Origin of the sequence: Variovorax sp. V35, assembly GCF_041154465.1 — a bacterium.
Lineage (GTDB): Bacteria > Pseudomonadota > Gammaproteobacteria > Burkholderiales > Burkholderiaceae_C > Variovorax > Variovorax boronicumulans.
In genome coordinates this window covers 6,580,714-6,599,661 of sequence record NZ_AP028666.1, presented here as the reverse complement: position 1 = coordinate 6,599,661, position 18,948 = coordinate 6,580,714, and the positions used below count along the sequence as shown (strand labels likewise).

Genomic DNA, 18,948 nt, shown 5'->3' with positions numbered 1-18,948 from the left:
GGGCGAGGTGGCTGACGAGGTCGCTTACTTCAGCGTCTTCGACTGTTCATAGGGCGCGGTGATGAAAAGCTCGTCCTTGAGTTCGCCCTTCACCAGGCCGGACTCGACGAAGACGGCATGCTCGCGTCGCAGGGTCGCGATGTCCTCCGGCTCGAGGCCGACGCGGTTCATCGCGTTCCAAAGTGCGACGTAGGCCCGCGCGTCTTCGGCCGGGAGGTTGGCCTTCTTCTGGAGGATCTGCACCACCTCGTCGCGGTGCGTGTTGCCCCAGGCCAGGGTGTCGCGCAAGGCGGCGATGACGCGTGCGACCACCTCGGGCTGCTTGTCCACCAGTTCCGCGCGCACGGCGCCGACGCCGATGTAGGGCAGGGCGTCCGAGCGCGTGAGCTTCTTCCACTCATCCGCGAAGCTGCCGAGGCGCCGCAGCTTGAGCTCGCCACCCAGCTGCGCCACGGTGACCGAGCGCAGTGCCGCGCCGTCGACCTGCTTTTGCGCCAGGAACTGGGCGAGCCGCGACTCGTTGCCGCCGACCAGCGAGAACTCGTTGGGCTTGATCTGGTAGTTGCCGGCCAGCACCGCGCCGGCGATCACCGCCACCGACGAACCCGCGGGCGACATGCCGATCTTCTTGCCCTTGAATTCGGCGATGGAGCGGATGGGCGAGTCCTCCGGCACCACGAACTGCACGTCGGCCGGCTGCGTGGCCGCAAAGATGCGCACGGGCACTCCAGTCGCGGCCGTGCCGAACACGCCGGCCAGCGGCGCGCCAAAGGCGAGGTCGATGGAGCCCGAGGCGAGCGCGCGCAGCGGCGCGTTGACGTCTGGGAAATGTACGAACTCGGCATCGATGCCGCGCCTGGCGAGGAAATCCTTCGACTCCAGCACCGCACCGTAGCCGAGGCTGACGCCACTGGTCCAGTAGCCGATGCGGACCTTGTCGGCGGCCTGGGCCGCGAAGGAGGTGAGTGTGGCCGCCGCGAGCAGGGTCGCGGCGAAGAGCTTGCGCATGGGATTCATCCTTGAGAACTTGGGACCGGGGAGGGGGAGGAAGCAGGAGAAGAAGGCGAAGGCACGGCGGAGCGCGACCCCTTCGAGGCGGATTTCCAGCGGAACAGCCAGCGTTCGGCGGGCTTGAGCAGCCCGCCTTCAATCACCAGCATCAGCGCGACCAGCAGCACGGTCCACGCGAAGACCTGATCGGTCTGCACCAGGTCGGCGGCCTGGCGCAGCCGGTAGCCGATGCCGTCCGAGGAGCCGATGGTCTCGGCCACGAGGGAGACGCGCCAACCGAAACCGAAGGCCAAGCGCGCGCCGGAAAAGAAGTGCGGCAAGATGCTCGGCCCGTAGATCTTGCGCAGCACCTGCGCGCGCGACATGCGGAAGCTGCGCGCCAGGTCCACGTACTGCGGCTCCACTGTCTGCGCACCTTGCCAGACGCTGGTAAGGATCAAGGGCATCGCCGTCATGAACACCACGAAAACGGTGGTCGCGTCCGAGATGCCGAACCAGATGATTGCGAAGATCGCCCAGATGGCGGAGGACACCGTGTTGAAGACGGCCAGCAAGGGCTCGAAGAAGCGCGCCAGCGCCCGGCTTGCGCCGAGGGCTAGGCCCAGCAGCGTGCCGACGACCGTTGCGATACCAAAGCCCAGCAGCACGCGCCGGCAGGTGGCGACGACGTCCCGGCCGAAGGTCTCGCTGTTCCAGAGCGCGAACAGCGCCTGCGTTACCTTGTCCGGCCCTGGAAGCACGAAGGAGGGCAGGTGCTGCGCGCCCCACCACCAGGCCAGCAGGATCACGCCAGCCAGCAGCAGGCGCTGTGCGAGCAGCGTCAGGAAGCGCCTAGGGAAGGTAGAGCTCATCCCCGCATCCTCAGCAGCCGGATCTGCTCCGTGACTGCGGGGTCGACCGGCACGCGCGGACGCGTCAGCCCGGTGAGGTCCACGACCTCCACGATACGGCCAGGGTTCGGCGCGAGCCGCACGATGCGGTCCGCCAGCACCACAGCTTCTTCCATGTCGTGGGTGACGAAGACGACCGTCGCGCCGCTGCCACGTTGGAGGCGAAGCAATTCCGAGTGCATCTGCGAGCGGGTTTGCGGATCGAGCTTCGAGAAGGGTTCATCCATCAGTAGCACTGAGGGCTGCACCGCCAGGCTGCGCGCGAGCGCCACTCGGCTGCGCATGCCGCCGGACAGTTCGTGTGGCCAGGCATCGGCCACCGCTTCCAGACCGACCTTGCGCAGGGCCTCGCTGGCGCGGCGCAGGCGCTCGGCGCCGTTCGCTTGCGTGGCCTCGAGGCCGAAGGCGACGTTGTCGCGTACGCTGCGCCAGGGCAGCAACCGCTCTTCCTGGAACATGTAGGCGATGCGCTCCCAGTGCCTGAAACTCTTGGCAGGAACACCCGCGATGGCCAGGGTGCCAGCGTCGGGTGGCAGGAGGCCGGAGAGGATGTTGAGCAGCGAGCTCTTGCCGCAGCCCGAAGGTCCGACCAGCGCGAGCACTTCGCCCGGATACACCGCGAGGTCGATACCGGCGAGCACGTCGAGGCGGCCGTAGCGCTTGCCGATGCCCCTGGCTTCCAGCGCCGGGGCCTCGTCCCGTACAAGCGCGCTCACGGCGCCTTCCTCGCGGCCTGAAAGGGAAGGTAGGCGCCCGCCTGCGACAGACTGGCATACACCTTCTCCAGCGTCTGCGCCTGGAAGGTCTCGATGTGCCTGCGCGCGATGAGCTCGGCCCGCTTGCCGTCACCTTCGTCGAAGGCCTGGATCATTGCGTTGTGGTCGTGCTTAATCTCGGGCTTGACGCGCTGTACATTGAAGCCCAAGGCCACCAGCCGAGACATCTCGTCCATCAGAGAGGACAGCGTGCGCAGCAGGCGGTCGTTGCCGGCGGCGGCGGCGATGGCCAGGTGGAACTGCTTGTTGGCGTCCATGAACACGTCGATGCGTTCGTGCAGCGGTGCCACATGCTCGACGCGGCAGGCGGCTTCGAGTCGGTGGAGCAACTGCGTGTCGACGCGGCCCACGGCGAGCCTTGCGGCCATCGGTTCGAGCTGCGCTCGCAGGGCGAAGACCTCCTCGACATCCTTCACCGTGATCGGGGCGATCTGGAAGCCTTTGCGGGGTCGCGAACGGACTAGTCGCTCGTGGGTCAACCGCGTGAGCGCGATGCGGCAGCTGTTCTTGCCCAATGTGTAGCTGTCCATCAGCTCGGCTTCCGTCACGGTCACGCCCGGCATCAGCCGGCAGGACAGGATGTCGCGGCGGATCAGCGCGTAGGCGGCTGCGCCCTGGCTGTCTCCTTCCTGGGAAGGGGCGGGCTCGGAGCGCAATGGAAGGGTGAAGGGCGAGGGCATGGGCTCAGAACTTCTCCGTGAGCGGCTCACAGAGAAGTTCTGCGTTCACCACAAGAGGGCTCAGAGCGTAGTAGCCGCCTCGTTGAAATCTAACGAACGAATCCGTTCGTTCTTATGTGGAAAATTCATTCTGTGAGCAGCTCACGCGATGGCCGGCGTGGAAGCCCTATTGGTGATGGATCTCCGGAGGCGCTGCAGTCACCGGTGGCCAATTCCGCAGGCACTGTCTGCGGAGCTGCTGATACCGCCGCAGGAGATCAACTGGAAGCAGGACTTGCGCGTAGGGCAGCGCGTGAGCTTCATCGGTTGCCGACTGATGTGACGTTCAAGTCCGACCGCGACCATCTCATGCTGGGCGACTGAGTCCCTGCGTGTGCTGCCTGCTCAGCCTTGAACCGCTGGGACGGCCTTTCTCCGGGACTGTCGTTGATTCGATGGTGGAGCGGTGCTTGAAGCCATTGCATTGGTCGGCGTCTTTGCAAGGCATTGGACCTGCACGGCGTTGTTGCATCACCCTGCGGGGGGGCGCACCAATACTGAACTGGTGAAGGTGCGGGCGCTGTGTGAAGCCGAGGGTATCGAGTTTTTCCCTCATTTCGCGCTTTTTGGGCCGGGGCAGCTTGCGACATTGCATCTCAATGCAGCTACGCGCTCGACACCGATCTTTGAAAGGCTCTACTGCGATTTCGAGGAAGATCTTTTGGAGGAGCGACAGTGCCGGTAAACGGCCATGTGCCTGTTCCCTCCGCGCCTGGGCTTGGAATCGATCCGGATCCTGCCGTTGTTGATCGATATCGGATCGCATGACAGTTTCAAGGGCAAGGTGGTCGCCATCGCCGCAAGCTGGCGGCACGCAAGCGCCGGTCGCAATCTACGAAAGAGCAGAAGATTCAATCGCCGCTGCGCCTGCGGCAGATGTGAAAACGAATCAGCTCGCGTCGGAATCAATAGACGTTCCGGCGTGATGAACTCCTGGCGCGGTCCGTAGCTCTTAACCAGGGCCGTGAAGCTGCGGCTGCAGTGGTGGGATCAAACGAGCGCTGTTCCACCATCCCAGTAGGTGTCCGCCCCCCCCGAAAAGCTTCCGTCGGCATGGCGCTTCGCGACGTGCAGGACGCCGAAATGATCACCGTCGCTTCGTCCTACCATTCGAGGAGTGACACCTATTCGTTGCAAGTGCATCCGCACTGATGGGTCGAGTTCCCGCGAAGCCTGCACATAGCCGTTGTGGATGACGCAGGCGGGTTCGGCAACGGCTTGCTGCGCGGTCATGCCGAGATCGACGGTGTTGACAATGGCGCGCAAGACCGCCCCGCGGATCTTGTCGGCCCCTGCGGCTCCCAAGGCAACCAGCGTCCCATCGGGCGATCGCAGAATGGTCGGCAGCATCGATGTGACGTCACGGCCGTCCGGGTCGGGCTGGCCACTTGCCATTTGGTAGCTGTGTGCGAACAAGTAGCCGTTAGGCGACGCGAATCCCGTTCCGAAGTGCGGTCCGATGGATTCCGTCATCGAAGCGACCATGCCTTGCGCGTCCACGACAGAGATGTGAGTCGTGTCCTGAGGTATGCCAGGTTTGGTTGGTGGAAGCTCGAACAGGCCCGAAGCATTGCTCGACTGCAAAATCGCCCGAACACGTTGGGCGAGCATTTGGATGCGATTGCGATCCAGAAGTGACGAAGCGTTCGATCCCAAAGCTTCATCGCGCTGGCCCTTGAAGGCCACTTGTTGAGCCACGAGCATGGTTGCCCACCGATCGGCGGCACTCATCAATCGGAGGTCGTACGCCTGAAGAAGTTCCAGCGTCTGCGCCACAAGGAAACCGTAGCCTTGTCTGCCGATGGTCCAGACATCCCATCCGCGGTACCGAGTGTGGATGTATTCGGCGTCGATGGGACGATACGCCAGAAAGTCTTCCGTGGTCAGCTTGCTTCCCGCTGCCTGCAACAGTGCTAAGTCGCGAGTCAGTGCCTGATTCAGAAATCGATCCGCGCCACCCTTCGCATAGAGAGACAGGGATGCAGCCAATTCCGGTTGTCGGAAGACTTCCCCCTCTCTGTACGGCAGGCCGCCCTCTTTGAGGAAGAGCTTCGCCGCCACGGGGTTGCGCTGCAGGACCGGAACCCGGCGAGACCAGACCCGTGCCAAGTTCGAAGGCACCTCGAAGCCATCGCGCGCCAAACGGATGGCCGGCGCGCAAACTTGTTCCATCGCCAGACGGCCAAATCGCTGCAGGGCATGTTCAAAGCTCCGTGGGTTGCCTCCCACCGGAACAACGCCCGCCCTGTCGGTCGCTTTGTCCCCGGCGTGCCACGCTGCCGGGACCATGGAGCGGCCGTCGATCGCGTCACACTCACCGGACGCATTCAAAACCAGGAGATGGGTCCGCCCCATGATGCTAGTGTTCGAAGGATCGACCACGGCCATTGCAATTGCCGTCGCGACGATGGCATCGACTGCATTCCCGCCTGCCGAAAGTATGGCCGCGCCTGCGTCGGCAGCTGGCTTCGCCCCCGCTGCGACGATGCCGTGCAACGGCGCCGTGGTGGATGCGCTCGCCCCTTGGGTCGATGCTCCCGATTGCGCGCATCCACCCGTGGAGATAGCGGAGGCCAACATGGCGAGCGCCCCCGCCAGTTCACGACGAGTGAGTCCTGCGCGGACGCCGTCTACGAAACTGTTGGATTCCATGGGATCCCAATTGCCTTCAGCCATTTTCATTTTCATTTTCATTTTCATTTTCATTTTCATTAGAACCTGTGGCGAATGCCCATGTCGTACCCGGTCGAAGAGCCGTTGGCCGCCGTCGTCGCGCCGTTTAGTGCCTGTGTTGCACCGCCGCCGTTGCTCAGGCGCGCGTACGTGACGTAGAGAGCCGTGCGCTTAGACAGGTTGTATGCGTAGCCCAGCGCCCACTTCTTGGTGATTCGATCGGGCGCGGGAGCCAGATTGACCGCGTACTGAGAGTAGGAGATGCGGATGTCGCCGGCGCCCACGGGTACCAAGCCGCCGACCAGCCAACCCTTGGCGTTGCGCATCGAGCCGTTCACAACGCCCTTGTCCCATGAGTAGTGGGCCATGATCGTCGCCACTCCCGCGTCCCATTGCCCTCCGATATTGCTCTGTCGCGGACTGCCTGCGGCGTTCGTGGTGCGACTGGTTGCAGCGGCGACGTCGAATGGACCGCTTTTGAATCCGAGTCGCACGCCCCAGCCGCTGCCGTCGTTCTTGGTGCTGACACCACAGCCAGCGGGAACTCCAGGCGAGGTACAAACGACGTTGACGGCATTGCTGTTGTTCTCACCCAGGTAGTACATGCCCTGGCCGTAAAAGCCATTCAGGGCCTTTTCGGGCAGGAAGTAGCCGATGCTGTTCGAAGCGCGGACCTGCGTTGTGCCGGTGATGATGGAGTTGAGGGTCTGGGTCGTGCCGTTGCCTGTAGTCCCGAAGGGATCAAACTCGCTCAAATTCCAGAACTGCGGAGTGAAGTCCCGCCCCAGACGCAATTCCCCCCAATTGCCGGACAAGCTCACCGTCGAGCGTCGGCCGAAGACCATTGCGCCACCACCAGCGGAACCGCTGGATTGGTTGTTAGTGTTGGTTGTGCCAAACGAGCCATCGTCGACGTTCACGGCCGATTCCAGCCAGAACGAAGCCGACATGCCATCGCCCAAGTCTTCTACGCCGCGAAAGCCCAGACGCGAGGCATTCATGCCGGAGCTGGCCAACTGGGTCTTTTTCGCCACGCTGCCCGAGCCGTACGCCACCCTGGCGTCCACGACTCCGAAAATCGTCACCGACGATTGAGCGAAGGCGGCGCCGGCAAAAGTCATGGCCGCCACCGCGATCAGGGACTTGTGCATACGATTCCATTTGAAACCCGACCTCGCGAGGCCGGTGGCGATGGATGTTCTCGTCGAACTGATGTTCGTGGTCGTGTGGTCCGTCAATTTCATGTCCACTGGTTGCGCTTTCATGTTGAGTTGATGGCTGGCTAACGGAACGCTCCTGAGAGACAGGCGAAGGTGCCCCTCTGGCGCGCTTGAACGTGTGAAACAAATGAGCCACACGCTCATGTTTTGATTCAAACGTTTGCGCCATGTTATGGATTTGTGAAACACATGATGCATGGTGGTTCTACCTAGACCACGCGATGCAACGCTCTCAGTGCGCAGATGACCCGCACCCAAACTGCGCATCAACCAATTGATCCTTGCATATTGCATTTGGAGCATTTGATCCATATACTGGGACGTACACGGAGGTTTGGATGTACGAGACAGTCATGTTTTCAGCTGCCGACGGGATCGCGCAGATCCGATTCAATCGCCCTCATCGGCTCAACGCTGTCACGCAGCAGCTCTACGATGAGCTCGGCGAGGCACTCGTTGAAGCCGAGCGGGATTCCGAAGTGCGGGTTGTCCTGCTCACCGGAGCCGGCCGCGCCTTTTGCGTTGGAGCGGACCTGAAGGAGCACAAGGCAGGTCGTACGCCGTATGACCGGCGACAGTACCTGCAAGGTGAACAGTTACTCTGCAAGCGCCTTCTGCAACTCAAGAAGCCAGTTGTCTCGGCGGTCAATGGCTATGCACTCGGCGCTGGTGCTGAGATCGCGCTCGCTTCGGACTTCATCGTGATGTCCAGAACTGCGCAGATCGGTCTTCCGGAGATAAGCATCGGCAACTTTCTCGGCGGAGGCGTCACCTGGCTGCTGCCGCGGCTTGTGGGCCTTGCCAAGGCGCGGGAGCTGGTTTTCCTGGGTGAGCGTATCGGAGGCGAAGAAGCGGTACGGATCGGATTGGCGAATCGCGTGTTCGACGATGAGGTGTTCATCGAATCTGCGCTCCAGTTCTGCCGTCAACTGGTCACTAAGGCGCCGCGCTCAATGCAACTCGCGAAGGAGCAATTGAACTTTGCTTCGGAGTCAACGTTGGATGCGGCCTTACGCGCAGAGCTGGAGGGTATGACCTTTGTCAGCACAACGCGTGACTGGCAAGAAGGGGTCGACGCGTTCGCAGAAAAGCGAGCACCTGTGTTCCACGGAGACTGAAATGAACACCTTGTATCCAGTTTTCTATCCCAAGTCCATTGCGGTAGTCGGTGCTTCAAAAGATCCTACGAAGCGCGGTTTTCGGTCAATCCAGAAATTGATCGACGACGGATTTCCCGGGGAGATTTACCCGGTCAATCCGCGGGAAGTATCGATCCTCGGCAGAATTGCATACCCCACTCTGGCGCACGTTCCAGATTCGATTGATTTGGCACTCATCTGCACGCCGGCGCGAACGCTACCGGACGTCATCGCTCAATGCGGAGCAAGAGGTGTGAAGGGTGCCGTCGTTCTCGCCGGTGGCTTTGCTGAAGCGGGTGAGGAAGGCGCGGAACTTCAGGCGCGGATGGTCGAAGAAGCCGTGCGATGCGGGGTCCGAATTGTTGGTCCGAATACGTCCGGCATTTTCAACACTCATGCGCAGGCGAATATTGTCGGCTTCTCGGATCTGAAGCGGGGTGGCATAGCCTTGGTGTCGCAATCCGGGAATATGGCGCTGTCACTCGTTACTGAAGCCCAGGCCAACGGCTATATCGGCTTATCGATCTACGTTGGCATCGGAAATGAGTCGGACATTCAGTTCCACGAGTATCTCGAGTTCCTGCGTGTCGATGAAAACACGCAGGTAGTCATTGCGTACATCGAGGGTTTGAAAGACGGTCGGACATTTCTCGAGAGCCTGCAACGCATCACGCGAGAGAAGCCTGTCGTCATCTACAAGTCAGGCCGCACCAACGCCGGGCGCAAGTCAGCTCAATCTCACACGGGCGCACTCGCGGGTAACTACGCCGTTAGCGAAGGAGTGCTGAAGCAGGCAGGCGCCGTGCTGGCGCGCAAGTCGGACGAAATCCTCTCGCTCGCCGAGACGTTGTCGCTTTTGCCCCCGATGGCGGGGCGGCGGGTTGCCGTGCTCGCGGATGGTGGCGGTCATGCCACGATCGCAGCTGACGCCCTCTCGGAACAGAACCTGCAGATTGCGACGCTGAGTGATGCCACAAAGGCGCGCCTGAGTGCGATCCTGCCGTCCTCTGCGACTATCGCAAACCCAGTAGATGTCGCTGGCGGAACTGATTCAAACCCAGCACTCTTCGCGGAGTGCGCGGCCATCCTGATGGCCGATCCAGCCGTCGATGCACTCCTGATTACAGGATTGTTTGGGGGCTATGGCGTGCGTTTTTCTCACACGCTGACGGAGGTGGAGCTCGAGACGTCCAGGCGTGTGGCGAGCATTTGCACGGAGTCTGGCAAGCCAGTGATCGTGCACAGCTTGTACGGTAGCCTCGGTGCGGACCAGCGGCCCCGACCGTTGTCGATAATCCGTGAACTCGGTGTCCCTGTGCACGACTCATTGGAACTGTCGGTGCGGTGCCTCGAGGCGCTCGCCGCTTGGGGGGAAGCTCGCCGTCGCCCGAATCTTGGAGCGAACGATGTCTCGCCCCGGTCCGGGAGCTTTCAAGGCGTCATCGAGAACTGCCGGCGCGAGGGTCGCCACGTCGTCCTGGAGCACGAGGCGCGCCAAGCGCTGGAAGATGCCGGCGTCAAGATGTTTACGGCCGCGCGGCTCGCCTCATCTGCAGACGATGCGGTCGTTGCATTCGAATCGATGGGTCGAGTCCCCGTGGCCATGAAGATCGTTTCCTGTGACATCGTTCACAAGACGGAAGCAGGTGGCGTCAAGCTGAACATCAGCAACACGTCCTCGGTTCGGGGTGCGTATGCCACGATCCTCGCGAATTCGACGACGTACGCACGCGCGCACGGCCAGGAGAACCCTAACGTGGCAGGTGTGCTCGTTACCCCGATGGCCCCCTCTGGTGGCGTTGAAGTCATCATCGGCGTCGTGCGAGACCCGTTATACGGCCCCGTCCTGATGTTCGGTCTGGGAGGCGTGTTGGTGGAAGTGTTGCGCGATGTGGTCTTTCGATCGCTTCCGATCACCGAAACAGACGCGCGGTCTATGCTTGGGGAAATTCGTGCCTCGCAGATTCTCGATGGCGTGCGAGGCTCACGCCCCGTTGACAAGGACGCACTGGTTCAGTTGATGCTTGGCGTATCCCGCCTGTGCACAGCGTTTCCTGAGATCGCTGAATTGGATCTGAACCCTGTCATGGCTTACCCAGAGGGGATCAGGGTTCTTGATGTACGAATCCTGCTCGATCCGAAACCGCCGTTGACCTCACGGGAGAACTAAGTAAACCAGCTACCGACGCTTCACGACGCACTTCTCACAATTGACAATCGCGTCGCAACGCTCACCCTGAATCGGGATGACGTGCGAAACGAACTGACGGGAACCCGACTCATTGATGACATCGAAGAGAACGTTCGCTGGACCAATCGCGATGAGAGCGTTTCAGTGCTCGTGATCACGGGTAATGGGAAGGCCTTTTCAGCCGGCGGCAACATCAAGCACATGCTCGCCCGGCAAAGCAGCTTTGCTGGTGACGTCCACGAGGTTCAGACGCGTTATCGGTCCGGCATCCAACGCATTCCCCTGGCACTCAGTCGCATCGATGTGCCGACAATAGCCGCAATCAATGGACCAGCCATTGGCGCCGGCTTCGATCTGGCCCGCATGTGTGACATCCGGCTGGCCTCCGACGTCGCCGTCATGGCCGAGAGCTTCGTCAACATCGGGATCGTGCCTGGCGATGGCGGCGCCTGGTTCCTGCAACGATTGGTGGGACAGCAGCGCGCCGCCGAACTCTGTTTCACGGGGCGATCCGTGAGCGCATCAGAGGCTTTGGCGCTTGGGCTCGTTCTCGACGTGATGAGTCCGGAAAAACTGATGACTCGTGCTATCGAGTTGGCCCATTCGATCGCGGCGAAGCCGCCACAGGCCTGCGTCTCACGAAGCGCTTGATGAAGAGTGCGCAGGGCATGGAGTTTCCGGAGTTCCTGGACATGTGCGCCGCCTTTCAGGGGATGTGCCACAACACCCAGGATCACTTGGAAGCGGTTGGCGCAATGCTCGAGAAGCGGCGCCCCCAATTCGTCGGGCGGTAGCTGCAGCGGTCGCCTCAGCGCTTTGGTCGCGCTGTGAGGTCCGTTCTGGAACCGATGCACTCTTCGCGTCGGTGGGTGTAGCATTCGTTCCATTCACACGAGGAGAACGCCCTGAATATGAGCGCCCGAGAAAAGCTACTGGAGCAGTTTGAAGCCCTAACGCCGCGCCTGCAGGCCGCAGCGCGATTTATTGTCGACTACCCCAATGAAGTCGTCATCAATTCGATGCGAAACATCGCTGAGAAGGCGGGGGCACAGCCGACAACCTTGGTGCGACTTGCGCAGCAACTGGGATATGAAGGCTGGTCCGAACTCAAGTCAGCGTTTGCAGAAGACCTTGGGTTACACGATGACTCTTATGGGCAGCGCGCCAAGACCGTCGCCCGGCGCGGCCGCACGCACGATCTTGTCAGCGAATTGTTTGCTGTCCACCACGGCAACATTGACGCCACTGAAAAAGGAGCCAGCCCGCAGCTGAGGAACGCGGTGAAGGCACTGAGGAAGGCCAAGAGCGTGCACATCGCTGGTCTTCGGGCCAGTTTTCCCGTGGCCTACACCCTTTTCTATGGCTATCGACTATTCCGAAATTCCGTTCATTTGATTGACGGCTCGAGTTCCGGCCTTGAACTGCAGCTGAGGCCCATCGAGAAGGGCGACGCCGTCGTCGTGACCAGTTTTGCGCCGTACTCGCGGGAGTCGCTGGAGATCGCCAACCATGCGAAAAGGGCTGGAGCGACGCTGATAGCGATGACTGATAGCAGTGCGTCACCTCTGGCGCTTCAGGCTGACATCACCTTGCTCTTTGCCGTGCACAGCTCGTCGTTCTTTCCATCCGTTGCGGCGGGCGTCGCACTGACGGAAGCATTGCTGGAGCAGCTCGTCGCAGACTCTGGCCCTCAAGTCGTTGAACAAATCGAACGCGTCGAGCGCCAACTCTTCGAGTCAGGAGCGTATGTGCAGGCGTCGGCGACCAAGCGCGCGCGCGCGTGAAGCGCGCCCTGCAGATGCCTTCTGGCGCTTACCTCGACCGAATGGGCGGCTGAGAAGCATTCCGGCAGGTCACTAGGGTGAATCGACATTCGGCCTGGCACCCAAGTCAGAGGAGCTGCCAGGCAGAGGAAGGCCATGAAGTTGGCGTCCTTGTGGTCATAGCGTAAGCGGTCTATCAACCATACCCTCGCGCGCGGCGCTGGTGCCGATCCGCAAGCCGCGTTCTACAGCTCGCCGAGCACGATGTTCCAGGGCAACAGAGCCTCGTAGTCGTCCACCGTCTGGGCCAGCGCAGCTTCTTGAAGAGCGCGACGAGGTAGCGGTAGGGCTCGATGTTGTTGGCCTTGGCGATCTCGATCAACGAGTACAGGTTGGCGCTTGCGTTTGCGCCGCCCACGGTGTCGGCGAATAGCCAGCTGCGTCTGCCGACGAACGGCCGACTGGTGTTCTCCACCGGGTTGGAGTTCAGCGGTCAGGTGTCAGTGTCCAGGAAGCGCACGAGCTTGGGCCACTGCTCGTGCAGGTAGTGCAGCGCCTCACCCAGCAGGCTGGACGGCGCGACACGGTGCAGGTGCGTGAGCAGCAGCCGTTCGATCTCGCGCACGACCGCGCGGCTATAGCGCGAGCGCAGCCGCAACCGGCGTTCCGGGCCCAGTCCTTGGCCAGCGCCTCGGCGCGGTACATACAGCTTGCCAATGAGCTGCACGCATTGCCTGGCGACCCGGTCCTGTGAACGTGCGGCATTCAGGATGGCGTCTTCGGCCTTGAGGAACGGTCGGCGCGCGTGAACCCAACGCCCCAGGTGCGCGAGCCCACCGGCCCTGGCGATGTGCAGGCGCTGCGAATGCTTGTGCGCCACCGCCAGGTCGATGCCATCGAGCAGCCAGTGCAGCTGCTCGACTGTCAGTGTTGGCTCACCACCCGCAACAGTCCACCACGCTCAGCCGCAACACTGCCGCCCGACCGGGCCACGGCAGCTCGAATCTCGGTTCATTTGTTTCATGGTTTCCACCAATGAATCATTCGCTTCTTTTGCGCTAGGATTAAGTTAAATGGTGAGCGAGTCTTGATGCTCGCCGTAACGAAGAGACAACATGGCCCGTAAATCCAATGTTCACGTGTGAAATGAATCGCTCAACCGCACTTGCGTCAGGCGTCGACTTAGGCAGCTCAGCAGCAGGGAAACCTGTGATGCCCACAGGCGAGGACGCGTCACGCATCGACCCATCGGTCCCCGTCCTCAGCGTGCGCGATCTGTCGGTGCGCTATGACCTCGAGGATGGACAGATCCAGGCGGTCGTCGAGGTTTCTTTCGATCTCGAGCCTGGCGAGACATTTGCCATCGTGGGTGAGTCCGGCTCCGGAAAATCCACGCTCGCTCTTTCGCTGTTGGGGATGGCACCAGTCACGGCAGGTGACATACGACTCGACGGACAAAGCATCGCCGCCCTGGGGCGTGCGGCGTTGTCGAAGATCCGCGGGCATCGCATCGCGATGATTTTCCAGGAGCCGATGACCTCGCTGAACCCTGTGCTGACGGTGGGGTACCAGCTGACGGAAGCGATACGGCTGCACACGAGCTTAGGTCGGCGCGAAGCAACGCAGCATGCAGTTCTCATGCTATCCAAGGTCGGCATTTCGGATGCTGAGCGCAGGCTGAGGCAATACCCCCACGAACTGTCGGGCGGTATGCGACAGCGCGTCATGATCGCCATGGCGCTGTCCTGCAATCCGGCGGTGCTAGTCGCCGATGAACCCACAACGGCCCTGGACGTTACGGTGCAGGCTCAAATACTCGACTTGATCGCGGACTTGCAGCGTGATCTGGGGACGGCGGTCGTCTTGATCACGCATGACATCGGTGTCGTGGCCGAAACGGCAGACCGAATCGCGGTGATGTACGCCGGAAGAATTGTCGAGGAGGCACCGACGGCTCAACTCTTTGCCCATCCAAGGCACCCGTACACACAAGGGCTCCTCAGATCGGTTCCACGGGTCGACGTTCCGCGCACTGACGAGCCCCTGCCTTCGATGTCGGGCAGTGCGCCTTCGATGCGGCATGTCCCAGCGGGCTGCCCGTTCCGTGATCGTTGCGACCAGGTCCACGACCGCTGCAGCGAAACTCCACCCTTGGTGCGGATCGGCACCGACTCCGTGAGGTGCTGGCTCCATGCTTGACGTATCAACACAAAGCGAAATCCTTCAAGTCGAGAGTCTCACGCAGCGCTTTCCCATCGAAACAAATGCTCTCGGACGCCCGACGCGATGGCTCCACGCGGTCGAAAACGTTTCCTTCACACTTGCGAGCGGGGAAACGCTCGGTATCGTCGGCGAGTCGGGGTGTGGAAAGTCCACGCTTGCCCGAAGCATCCTTCAGCTCTATACGCCGACCTCTGGCCACGTGCGCTTTGACGGAAGCGATCTGGGCAGCGCAAGCGCCAGAGACATGCGCGAGCTGCGAAAGCAGATGCAGATTGTTCTTCAGGATCCATTCGGGGCCCTGAACCCGCGAAGGAGCGTTGGCTCGAGCATCGCAGATGGCCTGGACGGCGGCAACATACGCGCGCGCGTAGGAGAACTTCTTGAGCGCGTGGGTTTGCGAGCGGAAGACTACGCTCGCTATCCTCACGAATTTTCAGGTGGACAACGCCAACGCATCTGTATTGCTAGGGCATTGGCGCCGCAGCCGCGGTTGTTGGTCGCGGACGAAGCCGTTTCTGCGCTCGATGTATCGGTTCAGGCGCAAATCCTCAACCTTCTTTCGCAATTGCGAGCCGACTTTGGGTTGAGCTTTCTTTTCATCAGCCACAACCTCTCGGTGGTGCGTGCGTTTTGCGACCGCGTGGCAGTGATGTATCTGGGACGCATCGTCGAAATCGGGCCGACCGAAAAGTTGTTCACGGATCCAGCGCACCCTTACACGCGTGCCCTGATGTCGGCTGTCCCTGTTCCGGATCCAACTCGACGTCATCAGCACGTGCCTTTGCGTGGTGAGTTGCCAAGCCCCCTGTACCCTCCGGCGGGTTGTGCATTTCGCACCCGCTGCCTCTATGCCGCCGACGCCTGTTCCCAGGTCGTGCCACGACTGAGCACGCAGGGCGATGGCCGAGAAGTTGCATGTATCCGGCTCAATGACGTTGACCGCGGCCCAGTCTGGACGCAAAGCAAGGAGTCCAGTCTATGTTGAAGTTCATTTTGCGCCGGGTACTGCAACTGGTTCCGGTCTTGGTGTTGCTTTCCATGCTCGTATTTCTGCTGGTGCACCTCGTGCCGGGCGACCCCATCGAGGTGCTGATGGGCGAAGGGAACAGCGATCCCGTGGTCGAGGCCCAGATGAGAGCTAAGTATGGCCTTGACCGCTCGCTACCTGCACAGTACATCACCTGGATCGGCAACGTCGTTTCAGGTGACTTCGGGACATCGATATCGACAAAGCGCCCCGTGCTGGAAATGATCGCCGAGCGCTTTCCCGCGACGTTGACACTCGCCTTTTCTTCTGCATTGCTCGCAGTTCTGATCGCGATACCGCTTGGCATAACGGCGGCACTGTTCCGAAACACCGCCGTTGACTTTCTCGCTATGGGAAGCGCCTTGATCGGCATCTCGGTACCCAGTTTCTGGTTCGCGATCCTGTTGATCCTAGTCTTTGCCCAGTACCTGGGTCTCCTGCCATCGATGGGGTATGCGCCATTTTCTCAACCATTGGATGCGTTGCGTCACCTCATCTTGCCGACGCTCGTACTAGGAACCGCCATGGCGGCGAACATAACCCGTCTGGTACGCGCCGAGGTCATTGAGCAGCTGGGGCGCGACTATGTCCGGACGGCCCGCGCAAAAGGCGCACCAGAAAACATGGTGATCGGATTGCATGTGTTGAAGAACGCGATGATTCCAACCGTCACGTTGATCGGCATTCAGTTCAGCGGTCTGCTTGAAGGCGCCGTCATCGCTGAAACGATCTTCGCATGGCCGGGTCTCGGCAAGCTTGCGGTGAGCGCCGTTGCGGAACGCGACTACCCCATGATCCAAGGGATCGTGCTCGTTATGGCCACGGTCTGCATGCTCGTCAACTTGCTGGTCGACCTGTCGTACCGACTCCTCGATCCACGCGTGAAACTCCATTGAACGCCCAGGAAACATAACCATGAAACTCAAGCACCTCGCTGCCTCGCTGGCCCTGGTTGCCGCCGCAGCATCAGCGCAATCGCCAGGGGCACCTAAGAATGGGGGCACCCTGAAGGTAGGTCTAGAGACAAGTTCACTGACCAACGGATTCGATCCAGCGGTTATCCAGGGTGACAGTACGGGCTGGATTCTCGGCCAGATCGCCGAAGGCTTGCTGAACCGCGATCTCAAGGGCGATTTTGTCCCTTGGCTGGCGCAATCCTGGACGGTGTCGAAAGACAAGCGCGTCTATACCTTCAAACTCCGCCAGGGCGTGAAGTTTCACAACGGTCGTGTTATGACCGCCGGTGACGTGAAATTCAGCCTCGACCGAATGCTTGACCCGAAGACCGGCTCACGCCGTCGTGGTGAACTGTCCGTGATCGACAAGATCGAGGTGGTGGACGCGAACACGGTCACGGTGCATCTCAAGGAATCATTCGCTCCGTTCCTGACGACGCTTTCAGGCGTGTGGGCCGCGATCATTCCAAAGGAAACCCTCAATCCCGATGGGACGATCACGCATCTGATCGGCACGGGCCCCTTTGCGCTGACGGAAGGCAGTAAAGAGCGCGTCACGATGAAGAAATTCGAAGGCTACTGGCGCAAGGGCGAGCCGTATATCGACTCATTGACTTTTCTGCCGGTGCCCGATGACGCCGCGCGGATGACCGCGCTGCGCACCGGTGCGGTCGACCTGATCACGTCTGTGCCCAATCAGTTGCTGCCGGCCCTTGCGCCCAACAAATCCCGTGGATTCGAACTTCTCGTTGCCCCCAGCGCGGTCTGGCACACGGCGATCATGAACACGACGAAGCCGCCTTTCAATGACCCACGGGTTCGGCAGGCCGCCAATCTGGCAATCGACCGCAACATGCTCGTTCAGGCTCTGACATCCGGATTTGGGCGAGTCGACAACCAGAACTGGGAAAAGGGATCGTTCTGGCGACTGGAGGGTGATCCAGTGAAGAGCAACCCCGCGAAAGCCAAGGCACTTCTGGCGGAAGCAGGATTCAAGAACGGGCCTCCCATCACGATCGAGTGCAAACCGGAGTACCGACGCGATGCTCAGGTGATCCAGAGCCAGTTGAATGCAGTCGGCTTCCAGGCGACGATCCGAGTTTCCGATTGGGTGGCGCTGAACCAGCGCATGAAAGCCTACAACTTCCAGTTCGCGATTTCCGCGGCCAGCGGCTACAACGACCCCGATTTCCGCTTCAGCCGGTTCTACCTCAAGGCGGGACCTGCGAACTACTTGGCAGGCGGATACGAAAACCCCAAGGTTACCGAATTGCTCAATGCCGCCCGAGTCGAGTCTGATCCCCTGAAGCGCAAGGAGTCGTATCAGCAAGTCTTCGACATCATCGGGCGCGACGTGCCCAGCCTCATGCTGTTTTTCGAACCGCGAACACTCGCGTGGCGCGAGGAATTGAAGGACTTCAACACCAACGCAGACGGTGACCTGTCAATTGCCGACGGTGGTCTTGCAAAAACCTGGTTGAACCGCTAAAGGGACTTTTGAATATGCTCTCCTCGGAAACAAAGGCGCTTGGGCTGCGCATCCTGCGTAACCGGCTGGCCTTCATAGGTGTCGCATTGGTCCTGCTCGTGGTTGCGGCCGCGCTCGTCCTTCCCTTGGTTCTGCCTTGGGACCCGAACGGCATGGACATTGACAATGCGCTTGGTGCGCCAGGCAATGGCCACTGGTTGGGGACAGACCAGTTCGGCAGAGATCTGCTGACTCGCCTGGTCTACGGCGCCGGGATTTCCTTGCAGGTGGGATTGCTCGTCACGCTCTGTTCGCTGGTTCTCGGTGTCGCTCTGGGCGGCACTGCAGGCTACGCCGGCGGCGCCACCGACGCGTCCCTAATGCGTGCCATGGACGCATTGCTCGCGTTTCCCGGTCTTCTGCTCGCCCTTGCTCTGGTGGCCGCGCTTGGCGACAGCCTCTGGGCCATCGTTCTTGCGCTGACGATCGTTGGTATCCCTCGATTTGCCCGGGTCGTTCGCGCGACAGTGCTGCAGCGCAAGGAAGAGGACTACGTGCTCGCCGCCCGAGCTCTGGGGAAACGGCCCGTGAAGATTCTGGTCCAGGACATCCTTCCAAACTGCTCTGGGCCGATCCTGATTCAGACGACGCTCGTCTTCCCTGGAGCCGTGCTGGGTGAGGCTGCGCTCAGCTTCCTGGGTCTCGGCTTGCCGCCACCTGCCCCCTCCTGGGGACGGATGCTGCAGGAAGCTACGACGGTGATGGAAATTGCGCCCTCTATAGCGATCTACTCCGGATTGGCGATCTTCGTAACCGTCCTCGGTTTCAATTTCCTGGGGGATGGCTTACGCGACGTCTTCGACCCCCGGACAGCTCGACAAAATTAGGAGGC

General features: G+C 61.1%; 17 protein-coding genes. 10 read left to right on the top strand and 7 right to left on the bottom strand.

Annotated elements, in window-relative coordinates; genetic code table 11:
• Positions 1-24: 24 nt before the first annotated feature.
• From ACAM42_RS30445 to ACAM42_RS30430, 4 genes are read right to left on the bottom strand one after another with little or no spacing between them, the layout of a single operon-like run.
• A complete protein-coding gene (locus ACAM42_RS30445) occupies positions 25-1,008 on the bottom strand; it encodes an ABC transporter substrate-binding protein (RefSeq protein ID WP_139701190.1) in 984 nt (327 codons plus the stop codon).
• A 5-nt stretch (positions 1,009-1,013) separates the two neighbouring features.
• Complete coding sequence (locus ACAM42_RS30440) at positions 1,014-1,862, bottom strand: ABC transporter permease (RefSeq protein WP_139701191.1); 849 nt, start codon at positions 1,860-1,862, stop codon at positions 1,014-1,016.
• A complete protein-coding gene (locus tag ACAM42_RS30435; protein ID WP_369630378.1) occupies positions 1,859-2,617 on the bottom strand; it encodes an ABC transporter ATP-binding protein in 759 nt (252 codons plus the stop codon). Before ACAM42_RS30435 ends, ACAM42_RS30440 begins: the two co-directional genes overlap by 4 nt.
• Entirely contained in the window at positions 2,614-3,357 is a 744-nt protein-coding gene (locus ACAM42_RS30430; RefSeq protein ID WP_139701193.1) for a GntR family transcriptional regulator, read from the bottom strand. The genes ACAM42_RS30435 and ACAM42_RS30430 overlap by 4 nt, the downstream gene beginning before the upstream one ends.
• 445 nt (positions 3,358-3,802) lie before the next feature.
• Between ACAM42_RS30430 and ACAM42_RS30425 the strand changes: the two genes are divergently transcribed.
• Entirely contained in the window at positions 3,803-4,081 is a 279-nt protein-coding gene (locus ACAM42_RS30425) for an enolase C-terminal domain-like protein (protein ID WP_369630377.1), read from the top strand.
• Between the two features lie 305 nt (positions 4,082-4,386).
• Here the strand turns inward: ACAM42_RS30425 and ACAM42_RS30420 are convergent, their stop codons facing one another.
• Together ACAM42_RS30420 and ACAM42_RS30415 are read right to left on the bottom strand one after the other, a co-directional pair.
• Positions 4,387-6,096 (bottom strand): gamma-glutamyltransferase, encoded by a 1,710-nt coding sequence (locus ACAM42_RS30420; RefSeq protein ID WP_369630376.1) that lies wholly within the window; start codon positions 6,094-6,096, stop codon positions 4,387-4,389.
• Positions 6,097-6,107: 11 nt separating this feature from the next.
• Positions 6,108-7,220 carry a porin gene (locus tag ACAM42_RS30415; RefSeq protein ID WP_369632822.1) on the bottom strand — a complete coding sequence of 371 codons (1,113 nt, stop codon included), beginning with the start codon at positions 7,218-7,220 and terminating at the stop codon, positions 6,108-6,110.
• A gap of 407 nt (positions 7,221-7,627) precedes the next feature.
• On the opposite strand from ACAM42_RS30415, the gene ACAM42_RS30410 reads away from it, so the two are divergent.
• The 4 genes from ACAM42_RS30410 to ACAM42_RS30395 all read left to right on the top strand — a co-directional run bounded on the left by ACAM42_RS30410 (position 7,628) and on the right by ACAM42_RS30395 (position 12,403).
• Entirely contained in the window at positions 7,628-8,407 is a 780-nt protein-coding gene (locus ACAM42_RS30410) for an enoyl-CoA hydratase/isomerase family protein (RefSeq protein WP_369630375.1), read from the top strand.
• Between the two features lies 1 nt (position 8,408).
• On the top strand, positions 8,409-10,598 hold the full coding sequence (locus ACAM42_RS30405; protein ID WP_369630374.1) for an acetate--CoA ligase family protein: 2,190 nt from the start codon (positions 8,409-8,411) through the stop codon (positions 10,596-10,598).
• Between the two features lie 81 nt (positions 10,599-10,679).
• Positions 10,680-11,270, top strand: coding sequence for an enoyl-CoA hydratase-related protein (locus tag ACAM42_RS30400; RefSeq protein ID WP_369630373.1), 591 nt, complete (start codon positions 10,680-10,682; stop codon positions 11,268-11,270).
• A 260-nt stretch (positions 11,271-11,530) separates the two neighbouring features.
• Entirely contained in the window at positions 11,531-12,403 is an 873-nt protein-coding gene (locus ACAM42_RS30395; RefSeq protein ID WP_139701198.1) for a MurR/RpiR family transcriptional regulator, read from the top strand.
• A gap of 472 nt (positions 12,404-12,875) precedes the next feature.
• Here ACAM42_RS30395 and ACAM42_RS30390 read toward each other — a convergent pair whose 3' ends face one another.
• Positions 12,876-13,262 carry a transposase gene (locus ACAM42_RS30390; protein ID WP_369630372.1) on the bottom strand — a complete coding sequence of 129 codons (387 nt, stop codon included), beginning with the start codon at positions 13,260-13,262 and terminating at the stop codon, positions 12,876-12,878.
• A 332-nt stretch (positions 13,263-13,594) separates the two neighbouring features.
• Here ACAM42_RS30390 and ACAM42_RS30385 point away from each other — a divergent pair, with 332 nt between their 5' ends.
• From ACAM42_RS30385 to ACAM42_RS30365, 5 genes are read left to right on the top strand one after another with little or no spacing between them, the layout of a single operon-like run.
• On the top strand, positions 13,595-14,581 hold the full coding sequence (locus ACAM42_RS30385) for an ABC transporter ATP-binding protein (RefSeq protein WP_139701200.1): 987 nt from the start codon (positions 13,595-13,597) through the stop codon (positions 14,579-14,581).
• Positions 14,574-15,590 (top strand): ABC transporter ATP-binding protein, encoded by a 1,017-nt coding sequence (locus tag ACAM42_RS30380; RefSeq protein WP_139701201.1) that lies wholly within the window; start codon positions 14,574-14,576, stop codon positions 15,588-15,590. The genes ACAM42_RS30385 and ACAM42_RS30380 overlap by 8 nt, the downstream gene beginning before the upstream one ends.
• Positions 15,584-16,528 carry an ABC transporter permease gene (locus ACAM42_RS30375; protein ID WP_139701202.1) on the top strand — a complete coding sequence of 315 codons (945 nt, stop codon included), beginning with the start codon at positions 15,584-15,586 and terminating at the stop codon, positions 16,526-16,528. Before ACAM42_RS30380 ends, ACAM42_RS30375 begins: the two co-directional genes overlap by 7 nt.
• A 19-nt stretch (positions 16,529-16,547) precedes the next feature.
• On the top strand, positions 16,548-18,077 hold the full coding sequence (locus ACAM42_RS30370; RefSeq protein WP_139701203.1) for an ABC transporter substrate-binding protein: 1,530 nt from the start codon (positions 16,548-16,550) through the stop codon (positions 18,075-18,077).
• A gap of 14 nt (positions 18,078-18,091) precedes the next feature.
• Entirely contained in the window at positions 18,092-18,943 is an 852-nt protein-coding gene (locus tag ACAM42_RS30365) for an ABC transporter permease (protein ID WP_139701204.1), read from the top strand.
• Positions 18,944-18,948 lie beyond the last annotated feature (5 nt).